The organism is Streptomyces beihaiensis (assembly GCF_026274175.1).
GTDB classification, from domain to species: Bacteria; Actinomycetota; Actinomycetes; order Streptomycetales; family Streptomycetaceae; genus Streptomyces; species Streptomyces beihaiensis.
In genome coordinates this window covers 26,168-38,168 of sequence record NZ_JAPHNL010000090.1, presented here as the reverse complement: position 1 = coordinate 38,168, position 12,001 = coordinate 26,168, and the positions used below count along the sequence as shown (strand labels likewise).

The 12,001-nt window shown below is 71.7% G+C and carries 11 protein-coding genes and 1 pseudogene; 6 read left to right on the top strand and 6 right to left on the bottom strand.

Going from position 1 to position 12,001, the window contains the following annotated elements; all coding sequences use genetic code 11:
• Nucleotides 1-120 precede the first annotated feature (120 nt).
• On the top strand, nucleotides 121-573 hold the full coding sequence (locus tag OFY01_RS10555; protein WP_266598595.1) for a hypothetical protein: 453 nt from the start codon (nucleotides 121-123) through the stop codon (nucleotides 571-573).
• 182 nt (nucleotides 574-755) lie between these two features.
• Here the strand turns inward: OFY01_RS10555 and OFY01_RS10550 are convergent, their stop codons facing one another.
• From OFY01_RS10550 to OFY01_RS10540, 3 genes are all read right to left on the bottom strand, one after another.
• Nucleotides 756-1,781 carry an RNA polymerase sigma factor SigF gene (locus tag OFY01_RS10550; protein WP_266598593.1) on the bottom strand — a complete coding sequence of 342 codons (1,026 nt, stop codon included), beginning with the start codon at nucleotides 1,779-1,781 and terminating at the stop codon, nucleotides 756-758.
• Nucleotides 1,778-2,191 (bottom strand): ATP-binding protein, encoded by a 414-nt coding sequence (locus tag OFY01_RS10545; protein WP_266598591.1) that lies wholly within the window; start codon nucleotides 2,189-2,191, stop codon nucleotides 1,778-1,780. Before OFY01_RS10545 ends, OFY01_RS10550 begins: the two co-directional genes overlap by 4 nt.
• A gap of 254 nt (nucleotides 2,192-2,445) precedes the next feature.
• Entirely contained in the window at nucleotides 2,446-2,706 is a 261-nt protein-coding gene (locus OFY01_RS10540; RefSeq protein ID WP_266598589.1) for a UBP-type zinc finger domain-containing protein, read from the bottom strand.
• 155 nt (nucleotides 2,707-2,861) lie between these two features.
• Between OFY01_RS10540 and OFY01_RS10535 the strand changes: the two genes are divergently transcribed.
• Nucleotides 2,862-4,460 carry a Na+/H+ antiporter gene (locus OFY01_RS10535; protein WP_266598587.1) on the top strand — a complete coding sequence of 533 codons (1,599 nt, stop codon included), beginning with the start codon at nucleotides 2,862-2,864 and terminating at the stop codon, nucleotides 4,458-4,460.
• On the opposite strand, the gene OFY01_RS10530 is transcribed toward OFY01_RS10535, so the two are convergent.
• Together OFY01_RS10530 and OFY01_RS10525 are read right to left on the bottom strand one after the other, a co-directional pair.
• Nucleotides 4,439-5,380 (bottom strand): 1-aminocyclopropane-1-carboxylate deaminase/D-cysteine desulfhydrase, encoded by a 942-nt coding sequence (locus OFY01_RS10530; RefSeq protein ID WP_407700315.1) that lies wholly within the window; start codon nucleotides 5,378-5,380, stop codon nucleotides 4,439-4,441. The genes OFY01_RS10535 and OFY01_RS10530 overlap by 22 nt on opposite strands.
• 56 nt (nucleotides 5,381-5,436) lie before the next feature.
• Complete coding sequence (locus OFY01_RS10525; protein WP_266598583.1) at nucleotides 5,437-5,670, bottom strand: hypothetical protein; 234 nt, start codon at nucleotides 5,668-5,670, stop codon at nucleotides 5,437-5,439.
• A 261-nt stretch (nucleotides 5,671-5,931) separates the two neighbouring features.
• On the opposite strand from OFY01_RS10525, the gene OFY01_RS10520 reads away from it, so the two are divergent.
• The 4 genes and pseudogenes from OFY01_RS10520 to OFY01_RS10505 all read left to right on the top strand — a co-directional run bounded on the left by OFY01_RS10520 (nucleotide 5,932) and on the right by OFY01_RS10505 (nucleotide 11,454).
• Entirely contained in the window at nucleotides 5,932-7,338 is a 1,407-nt protein-coding gene (locus tag OFY01_RS10520) for a family 2B encapsulin nanocompartment shell protein (RefSeq protein WP_266598581.1), read from the top strand.
• Between the two features lie 87 nt (nucleotides 7,339-7,425).
• On the top strand, nucleotides 7,426-8,598 hold the full coding sequence (locus tag OFY01_RS10515) for a family 2 encapsulin nanocompartment cargo protein polyprenyl transferase (RefSeq protein WP_266598579.1): 1,173 nt from the start codon (nucleotides 7,426-7,428) through the stop codon (nucleotides 8,596-8,598).
• Between the two features lie 230 nt (nucleotides 8,599-8,828).
• Nucleotides 8,829-9,431, top strand: a complete 603-nt coding sequence (locus tag OFY01_RS10510) for a GNAT family N-acetyltransferase (RefSeq protein WP_266598577.1) — start codon at nucleotides 8,829-8,831, stop codon at nucleotides 9,429-9,431.
• Between the two features lie 354 nt (nucleotides 9,432-9,785).
• Nucleotides 9,786-11,454: pseudogene (locus OFY01_RS10505) on the top strand (IS1182 family transposase).
• Nucleotides 11,455-11,576: 122 nt separating this feature from the next.
• On the opposite strand, the gene sodN reads toward OFY01_RS10505, so the two are convergent.
• Nucleotides 11,577-11,972: a superoxide dismutase, Ni gene (gene sodN / locus OFY01_RS10500; protein WP_266598575.1), complete on the bottom strand. Its 396-nt coding sequence runs from the start codon at nucleotides 11,970-11,972 to the stop codon at nucleotides 11,577-11,579.
• Nucleotides 11,973-12,001: the final 29 nt, after the last annotated feature.

Sequence of the window (12,001 nt, the reverse complement as noted above, 5' to 3'; positions counted from 1 at the left end):
CAGACTACCCAGGGGCCCTGACGGCGCCCAGACCGAGGTAGGAGTCGGGTAAGAGACGGAAGCGGGCCCGGTGGCGGACACGCCCGCCGGTCGGCGGCACGCGCGGGCTACCCTGCCAAGGTGACCTCAGAGCAGAACCCGACCCCCGAGACCCCCGCAGACGACGGCCCCCGCCCCGGACGGCTGACCGCCGCGGCAGCCCTGGCCGGGCTCGAAGGAGCCGCGCTCGTCGTGGGCGGCGGCGCCCTGCTCGTCGACGCCGTCACCGGTGACCCGTCCAGCGTGTCACAGGCCGTCACGGGCGGCGTGACGCTCATCGTGCTGGCCCTGCTCCCGCTCCTGGCCGCGCGCGGGCTGCTCGCGCGCAAGAGCTGGAGCCGCGGCCCCGCGATCATCACGCAGATCATGGCGCTGCCCGTCGCCTACACGCTGCTCCAGGCCGACAGCGTCGCCATCCCCGGCGGGATCGCGCTCGCCGTGGTCGCGGTCGCCGCCCTGGTGATCCTGGTCAACCCGGCCACCACCCGCGCGCTGGGCATCCGCCCGCCGGGAAGCACCCCCGAGTCCGAGTAGCCCCTGCCGGGACGCACACGGCGCGATCCCGCCGGGTGTGCGCGGGGCGGGCAGACCACCCGCGCGCGGGCTCGCACGCCGCGAGCCTGTGCTCGCCGTGCGGAGCGGTCCGGACACGGACGGGCGCTCGCGCCCGGCGTGGTGCGCTGTCCCGGGCAGGCGCGCGATCCCGGGACCCGGGCTCACTCCTCGACCAGGAGCCTCTCGCGGAGCTGGGCCAGGGTGCGCGCCAGCAGGCGCGAGACGTGCATCTGGGAGATACCGACCTCCTGGGCGATCTGCGACTGCGTCATGTTCCCGAAGAAGCGCAGGAGCAGGATCCGCTTCTCGCGCGGCGGCAGATCCTCCAGGAGCGGTTTGAGCGACTCGCGGTACTCGACGCCCTCCAGGGCCTCGTCCTCCGCCCCCAGGGTGTCCGCGACCGCCGGCGACTCGTCGTCGGTGTCGGGGACGTCCAGGGACAACGTGGAGTACGCGTTGGCCGACTCCAGGCCCTCCAAGACCTCTTCCTCCGAGATGGCGAGCTTCTCTGCCAGTTCGTGGACGGTGGGGGAGCGGCCGTGCAGCTGGGAGAGCTCGGCCGTCGCGGTGGTCAGGGACAGGCGCAGCTCCTGCAGACGGCGCGGGACGCGCACGGCCCAGCCCTTGTCACGGAAGTGCCGCTTGATCTCGCCGACGACCGTCGGAGTCGCGTACGTGGAGAACTCCACACCCCGGTCCGGGTCGAAACGGTCGACGGACTTGATGAGACCGATCGTGGCGACCTGGGTGAGGTCGTCGAGCGGCTCACCGCGGTTGCGGAAGCGGCGGGCCAGGTGTTCGACCAGGGGCAGATGCATCCGCACGAGCCGGTTGCGCAGCTCCGCGTACTCCTGGCTGCCCTCCTTGAGGCCGCGCAGCTCGACGAACATCGCCCGCGCGCCGCTGCGGTCCTGCGGATCCTGCCGGCCGTGCTGTTCACCGTGTGGCTCGTGGTCGCTCATCAATCCCGCCCGTCGCGCGTCCGATCCCCCTGGATGTTCGCGAAGCCCGCTCCCGGGGGCCGGGGCCGTCTGGTCCGCCGTGTCGGCCGCGGGGTCCTGGGGGTGCGGCCTGGCCTGCTGTTCCGGGATGCCGGTGGTCAGCTCTCGCCGCCCGTCCGAACCGTCGGACGGGAGATCCCGTGTGCCGCGCTTGTCGTCCCGCACCGGACCGTCCCCGTTCTTCACGCCGGGCCGGGGCCCGCGCCGCGCTTCTTGTAGAGGCTGATCGAGACGGTGTTGTCCTCGGCGACCGAGGACTCGACCTGGCCCGCGAGGGCCGAGAGCACCGTCCAAGCGAAGGTGTCGCGCTCCGGGGCCCGGCCGTCGGTGGTCGGGGCGGAGACCGTCACCTCCAAGGAGTCGTCGACGAGCCGGAACACGCAGCTGAGCACAGAGCCGGAGACGGCCTGCTGCAGCAGGATCGCGCAGGCCTCGTCGACCGCGATGCGCAGGTCCTCGATCTCGTCGAGGGTGAAGTCCAAACGTGCCGCGAGACCGGCCGTGGCCGTGCGCAGCACCGACAGGTAGGCACCGGCAGCCGGCAGCCGGACTTCCACGAAGTCCTGGTTTCCGGGCTCGCCTGCGATCTGGGACACCCTCACCTCCAAGGTGATAGAGCACTTTCGGGCTCCAGGGAGATCATCCCCCCGGTTGATACGCCACATATAGCTGCGGTGACGCTATCGCGCGCCCGGCTTTCCTGTCCCGGGGACCCCCGGCCCAGTACTGTCACTCATAGTAATACAACGGGTACGGACAGTGGCTAGAGGGCGTACAGGCCCAATTGGAAAGAATGGGCGCCGGATTGACGTACCCAAGCGCCCGCCGGTCGAACCGCGCCGGGCCCGGATCAGACCAGAACCCCGTCCACGAAGCACCAGCGCCAGCTCTCACCTGGTTCGAAGGTGCGCATCACCGGGTGTCCGGTCTCTTCATGGTGTCGCGTCGCGTGCCGCAGCGGCGAGGAGTCGCAACAGCCCACGTGGCCGCATGCGAGACAGAGTCGCAGTTGCACAGGGTGACTGCCGGCGGCGAGGCATTCCAGGCAGGTCTCGCTGAGCGGGGTGGGCTCGGGCTGCGGCAGCTCGGCGACGTGAGGGCACTCGCTCATCAGGGTTCCTCTCGGAGGGAGACGGGAGGGAGACGGGAGGGAGGAGGGGGCGGCCGTGCTCCGACCCGCAGGTGTGATCCTTCACGATGGGCAGATTACGGGCAACGCGCCGGGCACGGGCGGTGTGCCGAGGACAGCCGGTGGGAAGGCGGGGCATGGACGTATTGCCGTTGGTGGCACTGATCGCGGCGAGCGCCGCGGTGGCGGGGGCGGCCCGCAGAACGCCGGTGCCCGCGCCGCTTCTCCTGGTCGCGGCCGGTCTCGTCGCGTCCTACGTGCCGTGGGTTCCGCAGTACACGCTCGACCCGCACATCGTGCTGCCGCTCGTGCTGCCGCCGCTGCTGCACACGGCCGCCCTGGAGAGCTCGTATCTCGACCTGCGCGCCAACGTGCGGCCCGTGGCGCTGCTCTCGGTGGGATACGTGCTGTTCGCGACGGTCGCCGTCGGGTGGCTCGCCTACGAGCTGATCCCCGACCTGCCGCTGACCGCCGCGCTCGTCCTGGGCGCGGTGATCGCCCCGCCGGACGCCGTGGCGGCCACCGCCGTCGCCCGTCGGGTGGGACTGCCGTCACGGATCACCACGATCCTCCAGGGCGAGTCCCTGGTGAACGACGCCACCGCCATCACCGCCTACAAGGTGGCCCTCGCCGCGGCCGTCGGGGAGGGCGCGAGCTGGGGCGGCGGCATCCGTGAGTTCCTCGTCGCGGCCGTCGGCGGGGTCGGGGTGGGGCTCCTCCTGATGGTGCCGCTGCACTGGCTGCGTACGCATCTCAAGGAAGCGCTCCTGCAGAACACCCTGTCGCTGCTCATCCCCTTCGTCGCCTACGCCGCGGCGGAACAGGTGGGCGCCTCGGGCGTGCTCGCCGTGGTCACCGTGGGCCTCTACCTGGGCCACCGGGCCTGGCAGGTCGACTTCGAGACGCGGCTCCAGGAGGCGGCCGTGTGGAAGGTCGTGGCCTTCATCCTGGAGTCGTCGGTCTTCGCGCTCATCGGCCTCCAGCTGCGCTTCGTCCTCCAGGGGCTCGGCGAGTACAGCGTGGGCCAGGCCGTCTGGTACGGGCTCGCGGTGTTCGTCCTCGTGGTCGCGGTCCGCTTCCTGTGGACCTATCCGGCCACCTTCCTGCCGCGGTTCCTGGTGCCGGGCATCAGGGCGCGCGAACCCGACACCGGCTGGAAGAAGCCGCTGATCGTGAGCTGGGCCGGGATGCGCGGCGTCGTCTCGCTGGCGATCGCCTTCTCGATCCCTCTCGTCACGCACGACGGGGCGCCGTTCCCCGGACGCAACCTGGTGCTGTTCCTGACGTTCACGACCGTCATCGGAACGCTCGTGGTGCAGGGGCTGACCCTGCCGCCGCTCATCAGGGCGCTACGGCTGCCGGGCCGCGACGCCCAGGCCGAGACACTCGCCGAGGCCCAGGCGCAGAACGCCGCCTCCACGGCCGCGGAGGACCGTGTGGACGAGCTGATGCGCGATGAGCGCAACCGGCTGCCCAAGCCGCTCCAGGACCGCCTGCGGACCGTCCTGGAACGGCGGCGCAACTCTGTGTGGGAACGCCTCGGCCAGCCCAACCCGGTGACCGGGGAGTCGGCCGACGACACCTATCGGCGACTCGCGCGCGCGGCCATCGCCGCCGAACGCGAGGTCTTCGTACGGATGCGGGACGAGCGCCGGATCGACGACGAGATGATGCGGACCCTGCTGCGCAAACTCGACCTGGAGGAGGCCGCCGCCTACCGGGAGGCCGACGGCTGAGGGCCCGGCCCCGGCGCGCCCGTGACGACCGCGGCGACCGTCGTGCCCGGCGCGAGGGACCCCTCGCTCACCAGGGCGACCAGGGCGTACAGCATTTTGGCGACATAGAGACGTTCGACCGGCATGCCGTGGCGCTGCTCGAAGTCCTCCGCGAAGGCGGCGAGTTCCGTCGGCACGCGCGCGTACCCCCCGAAACGGAAGCGCTCGTCCACCGACCAGGTGCCGCGCGGCCCGCCGAACGCCTCCTGTTGCAGGGCGCGGACCTCCGCGGCCAGGAACCCGCCCCCGACCACCGGCACGCCGATGGCGCGCTGGTCGGGGGCGAGCCCGGCGGCCAGTCCCGCGAGCGTGCCACCGGTGCCGCAGGCCACGGCGACGACGTCCGCCCGGCCGCACAGCTCCCGCCCCAGCTCCACGCAGCCGTGCACGGCGAGAGGGTTGCTGCCGCCCTCGGGGACGACGTACGCGTCCCGGGTGCCGGTCGCGTCCAGAAGCTCGGACAGGACGTCAGGGTCGTGCTTTCGCCGGTACGTCGACCGGTCGACGAAACGCAGCCGCATGCCGTCGCGGACACAGCGGGTCAGCGACGGGTTGAGCGGGCGGTCGGCGAGCTCATGGCCGCGCACGACACCGATCGTGGGCAGGCCGAGCAGCCGGCCCGCGGCGGCCGTCGCCCGCAGATGGTTGGAGTACGCGCCCCCGAACGTGACGACGGTCCGGCCCCGGGCCGCCTCCAGGTTCGGTACGAGTTTGCGCCATTTGTTGCCGACCAGGTCCGGGTGGATCAGGTCGTCCCGCTTGAGCAGCAGGCGCACGCCGTGCCGCGCGAAGCGGTCGTCGTCGGCCTCGGTGAGCGGCGACGGCAGCCGGGGGCGCAGAGCGGCGGTGGTGGGCAGGGGCACCGGACCATTCTCGTACATGCGTCCGGCCCCTGCCCGGCCCGCGACGGGAAGAGCGGGGGAGGGGGCGGACCCGCTCAGCCGCGCAGGAACCCGTCCCCGTGTGCCGCGATGTGGGCCTCCACGGCCTGCAGCGCCCGCTGCGTGGCCTCCGCACCGCCGCTGCCGCGCTGTTCGGCGTAGTAGGCCGCGCCCAACTGCTTGAGCAGGTCGGCGCCCGCCCGCTGCGCCTGCACCTCGTCCAGCTTCTGCTTTCCCTGCGTCAGCCCGCGCTGCGCCTGCTCCTTGGCACGGTCCAGGAAGCCCGCCATGATCTCTCCTTCGCTGTCGTACGCGCTGTTGTCCGCGTGACGTGTGACGCGTGTTGCGCGATGCGTCTCTCACCCGGCTCAACGCCCGTCGGGGGCAACGAGTTCCAAATCCGGCGGACCGGGGCGAACGGGATTCGAAAAGTGCTACCAATGCCCAGTCTGCGAGTGATCCATTCCCGCTCGTTTGTGTAATGGCATCGCCACCGTCCGTGCTGAAAGGCTGTTCCGCGCAAGCCAGTTCATCATCGGGAGGGCACTGTCATGTCGGTAGGCGAAGAGATCCGCTCGGAGCGGCCGGGAACTCAGAAGAGTCTCGGCACGTCCGCCGCGCGGAATCTGGCCACCACCACCAAGTCCGCACCACAGATGCAGGAGATCAGCTCCCGCTGGCTGCTGCGGACCCTGCCCTGGGTGAACGTGCAGGGCGGCACTTACCGCGTGAACCGGCGACTCAGTTACACGGTCGGAGACGGGCGCATCACGTTCGTGAAGACCGGGGACTCGGTCCGTGTGGTCCCCGCCGAGCTGGGCGAGCTGCCCGCCCTGCGGCACTTCGAGGACGGCGACGTGCTCGGCGCGCTCGCCGACCGCTGCATCCAGCGGGAGTTCGCGGCGGGCGACGTGATCGCCTCGTTCGGCAGTCAGGCCGACGAGGTCCACCTGCTCGCGCACGGCCGAGTGGAGAAGGTCGGCACCGGCCCGTACGGGGACGACGCCGTGCTCGGCGTCCTCGCGGACGGCGCGTACTTCGGCGAGCAGGCCCTCGTCGACGCGGAGACCATCTGGGAGTACACCGCCCGCGCGGCCACCGCGTGCACCGTGCTCACCCTGCCCCGCCGGGACTTCGAGCAGGTGGCGGCGGGCTCGGACGCGCTCCAGGCCCACCTGCAGCAGCTGCGCTCGGCCCCCGAGCAGCGGACGAACAAGTACGGCGAGAAGGAGATCGACCTCTCCGCCGGCCACGTCGGCGAGGCGGTCATCCCCGGCACGTACGTCGACTACGAATCCGCCCCGCGCGAGTACGAACTGAGCGTGGCGCAGACCGTCCTGCGCATCCACTCACGCGTGGCGGACCTCTACAACCAGCCCATGAACCAGACGGAGCACCAGCTCCGGCTCACCGTCGAGGCGTTGAAGGAGCGCCAGGAGCACGAGCTCATCAACAACAAGGAGTTCGGTCTGCTCAGCAACTGCGAGTACGACCAGCGGCTGCAGCCGCACGACGGGGTGCCCAGCCCGGACGACATGGACGAGCTGCTCAGCAGGCGGCGCGGGTCGAAGCTCTTCCTGGCGCACCCCAAGGCGATCGCCGCGTTCGGCCGTGAGTGCAACAAGCGGGGCCTCGTGCCCGAGAGCATCGACGTGGCGGGCAACCGCATCCCGACCTGGCGCGGCGTGCCGATCTACCCGTGCAACAAGATCCCCGTGTCGGACGCGCGCACCACTTCGATCATCTGCATGCGTACGGGAGAGGAGGAGCAGGGCGTCATCGGGCTGCGGCAGGCGGGCATCCCGGACGAGATCGAGCCGAGCCTGTCGGTGCGGTTCATGGGCATCAGCGAGCAGGCGATCATCTCCTACCTGGTCACGACGTACTACTCGGCCGCGGTCCTGGTGCCCGATGCGCTCGGTGTCCTGGAGAACGTGGAGATCGGCCGGTGGCGGTGACGTCCCGCCCACCGCTCGGCCCGTGTCCCCGCCCGCGGCGGCGGGGGCCCGGCCCGGCCGCCCTTCTCGGCCTTTCGAGGTGATGCCGTGACGCAGACGACGGAGACGCGAGTGTCAGCAGAGCCGACAGGGCCGGACGCGGCGGACCGGGAAGGAGACCGGATACAGCGGGGAGCCGACCGCGACCGGGAGCCGGGGCCCGGAGCGCGTGCCGATGGCCACGACGGGTACGGCACGCAGGAGGCGACAGCGATCCTGGCGCGCACCAGGGCGGCGGTCGACCCCGAGCTGAGACGATCCGTAGAGGCCCTGCCGGGAACGCTGCGGCGTGTCGCGCTGTACCACTTCGGCTGGGAGCACGCCGACGGCACACCGGCTGCCGGTCACGCGGGCAAGGCCGTCCGTCCGGCGCTGGTCCTCGCCGCGGCGCGCGCCCTCGGCGGGCAGCCCGACCGTGCGGTGCGTGCGGCGACGGCCGTGGAGTTGACCCACAACTTCACGTTGCTGCACGACGACGTGATGGACCGCGACGCCACGCGCCGGCACCGGCCGACCGCGTGGACCGTGTTCGGGGACGCCGACGCGATCCTCGCGGGCGACGCGCTCCAGGCCCAGGCGCAGCGGCTGCTCGCCGAGGACCGGCACCCGGCGGGCCCGGCCGCCGCCGCGCGGCTCGCCGCCTGTGTCGTGGAGCTGTGCGCGGGCCAGTCCACGGATGTGGCCCTGGAAAGACGCGATCCCGCGGAGGTGACGTTGAAGGAGACCCTGGCCATGGCGGAGGCCAAGACCGGGGCGCTCCTGGGCTGTGCGTGCGCGCTCGGCGGGCTGTACGCCGGAGCGGGTGAGGCCGAGGTCGCGGCGCTCGACGCGTTCGGGCGAGCCGCGGGCCTGGCCTTCCAGTTGATCGACGACGTCATCGGCATTTGGGGCGACCCGGCCCGCACCGGCAAGCCGGCCGGGGCCGACCTGGCCGTACGCAAGAAGTCCCTGCCGGTCGTCGCCGCACTGGTCGCCGGGGGGCCGGCCGCCGCGGAGCTGACCGAACTGTACGGGCCGCCGGGCACGGGAAAGGAGAGCGACACCGAACTGGCCGCGATGGCCCAGGCCGTGGAGCGGGCCGGCGGCCGTGACTGGGCACAGACGCAGGCCGCGGACCAGATGTCCCGTGCGGTGCACCAGTTGTCGCAGGCGGTACCCGTGCCCGCCGCGGCCGACGGGCTGCTGGCGCTGGCGGAGTTCGTGACGCGACGCGGGCACTGAGCGGAAACCGGGGCCCGGTCCGCGCGGCGGCGGGCCGTGCCCCGGCAGGCCATGCCCGGCGGCGGTACTCCGCAGGGGGTCTCGCGGTGGCTCTGACCGGGCATGGCCTAGGGTCTGTCCGACGGAAGAAGCCGGACCGGCCAGGGCCCCAACAGGCAAGCGGCGCAAGCTTGTTGGGCCGCCAGTGGCTCGGCCTCGGTCTCGGGCACGGCGAGGCGGGAGTGGTACGTGTGGGTGTGCTGATCAGAAGGGCCGAGGCGGAGGACCGGGACCTGGTCGTCCGCGTGCTCGACGAGGCGTTCATGGACGATCCCGTCAGCGGCTGGGTCTTTCCCGGGCTCGCCCACCGGCGGGAGCGGCATGCGGGGCTGATGGCGGCGTTCACCGACGCCACGTTCGCCGACGGGTACATCGACCTGGCCGTCGACGGTTCGGCGGTCGCGCTGTGGGTGGACGTACCGGACGAGCCGCACGCGGGCGAGGCGGACGAAGACGTGCCCGCCCAGGTGCGGGCGGCTGTCGACCCCGGCAACGAGCGCGTCGAGCAGATAGCCAGGTGGACCCAGGAGGCGCACCCGGCCGGCCGGGCGCACGTCTACCTGTGGATGATCGGGGTGGCCCCCGGACGGCAGGGGCAAGGGCTCGGCACCGCGCTGATGTCGCCGGTCCTGGAGCGCTGCGACCGCGAGGGGCTGCCCGCCTACCTCGAGGCCAGCAACCCACGCAGCCGCGCCCTGTACGAACGGCTCGGCTTCGCGTTCACCGGCCGGGCCATCGATCTGCCCGGCGGGCCGACGATGTGGCCCATGTGGCGGGAGCCGAGGGACGGCTGACGGCGCGTGCCACCCCGCGCAGGGGCCGCGGGAGCCGGAGCGGCTCGGGCCGGGGCCGGAGTGGTGGCGGCCGACGTGCCGGCCGGTTTCGCCGGGCTCGCCCGCGCGGATGATTCCGCACACCGGGCCCGCCTGCGGCACGGGCGGTGCCGGCCTCGGGCGGTTCGGTGTGAGCGGACCTCGCGCGACCGCGACTGCGACCGCGACCGCGGCGATTACGACTGCGGCCGCGAACCGAAGGGGCCCGACCGGGATCGTCCGACGCTGTTGGTTTATTCGGGCCCTGCGTGACGTCGGCCTTCAAGACCCGGTTGTGGTCTTGAAGGCCGACGTTGTCGTATGGGGTGGGTGCGGATGTCGATGCAGCCGAAGGGGTCTGGGGAGATCCCGGCGGAGACGGTGCGGGTGGCTCGGGCCGCGTTCCCGAAGGGGAGCCTGGCGATCCGGGTCCGGAACGAGCTGGGGCCGCTGTTCACCGATGAGCAGTTCGCGGACCTGTTTGCGGTGCGGGGGGAAGCCTGCCTGGTCACCGGGGCGGCTGGTGTTGGTGTTGGTGTTGCAGTTCGTTGAGGGGCTCACCGACCGGCAGGCTGCGGAGGCGGTGCGGGCGAGGATCGACTTCAAGTACGCCCTCGCTCTGGAACTGGCCGATCCCGGCTTCGACTTCTCGGTGCTGTCGGAGTTCCGGGACCGGCTGGTCGAGGCGGACGCAGGGCGGCGGGTGCTGGACGGCATCCTGGCCGCGGCCCGGGACAAGGGCCTGCTGAAAACGGCCGGCCGGGCCCGCACCGACTCCACGCACGTGCTGTCCGCGGCCCGTCAGCTGTGCTGGCTGGAGATGGTCTGCGAAACACTGCGCTCGGCGTTGAACGCGCTGGCCGAACAGGCCCCCGAGTGGCTGGCCGGTATCGCGGAACCGGACTGGTTCAGGCACTACGCGACGCGGGCCGAGGACTCCCGGTTTCCCCAGGCCCGCACCAAGCGGGACGAGGTGGGCCTGCGGATCGGCAGGGATGGCATGCGTCTGCTTGAGGCGGTCTTCGCCCCCACCGCCCCAGCCGCCCTGCGCAGGCTGGACGAGGTCCAGACCCTGCGGCAGGCGTGGGTGCAGTCCTTCCACCTGGTGGACGGCGAGGTGGGGCGGCGGGACCCAAAAGACCGGCCGCCGGGCGCGATGCGCCTGGTCACTCCCTATGACATCGAGGCGCGGGGCAGCGTCAAACGCGACACCTTCTGGGACGGCTACAAGGTCCACCTCACCGAGACCTGCGAGCCCGATGCCCCGAACCTGATCACGAACGTGGCCACCACCGTCGCCACCGTCCCGGACGACCGGATGGCCGCTGTCGTCCACGCCGGTCTGGCCGCACGTGACTGCCTGCCCGGTGAACACTGGGTCGATGCCGGATATCCCACAGCGGCCCAGGTCGTGGCCGCCCGCACCGACCACGGCGTCGATCTCCAGGGCCCGATGGTCGGCAACACCACCGCCCAGAGCGGTGGCCCGTTCGGGCAGGACGCCTTCACCGTCGACTGGGAGCACGAGCGGGTCACCTGTCCGAACGGTGTCACCAGCACCCAGTGGCATCACCGGCACTCACAGCAGGGCCTGCCGGTGATCCGGGTCCGCTTCAGCCCGGCCGACTGCCGCTCCTGCCCCAGCCTGCGCGACTGCGTCAGCTCGCCGAAGGCCGAACGCCGCGAGATCACCCTGCGACAGCGCGCCGAACACGAAGTCGTCCAGGCCGCCCGCACCAGGCAGCAGACCGATAGCTGGAAGGACCGCTACAAGATCCGGGCCGGCGTCGAAGGCACCATCTCCCAGGGCGTCGGCCGCTGCGGCCTGCGCAGATCCCGCTACCAGGGCCTGGCGAAAACCAGCCTCCAGCACCAGCTCACCGGCGCCGCCCTCAACCTCGCCCGCATCGACGCCCACCTCACCGACACACCCAGGGCCCGCACCCGCACCAGCCACTTCGCAGCACTTCGCCCCGCCGAGCTGACGCTCGACGGGGCGAAGTGATCAAGGGCCCGAATAAACCAACAGCGTCGGGATCGTCCGGTCGGGCCCCCTCGGGCAACCCTTGACTGGCGGGGGTGCACCGCCCGCCGGTCGTCGAGAACCAGTGGTCAACCGGTTCTCGGTCAGGCCTTCTTGGTCTCCCAGAAGATCTTGTCGATCTGGGCGATGTAGTCCAGCGCCTTCTGGCCCGTGGCCGGGTCCGTCGAGCCCTTGGCGGCCGAGAGGGCCTTCAGGGCGTCGTTGACCAGCTGGTGCAGCTCCGGGTACTTCTCGAAGTGCGGGGGCTTGAAGTAGTCGCTCCACAGCACCGAGACGTGGTGCTTGGCGAGCTCGGCGCGCTGCTCCTTGATGACGGTGGCGCGGGCCTGGAAGTGCGGGTCGTCGTTGGCGCCCATCTTCTCCTGGACGGCCTTGACCGACTCGGCCTCGATGCGGGCCTGGGCCGGGTCGTACACGCCGCAGGGCAGGTCGCAGTGGGCGCTGGCCTTCACCTTGGGGGCGAACAGGCGGGAAAGCATGAAGCTGTTCCTTCCTCGTGATCGTCTTC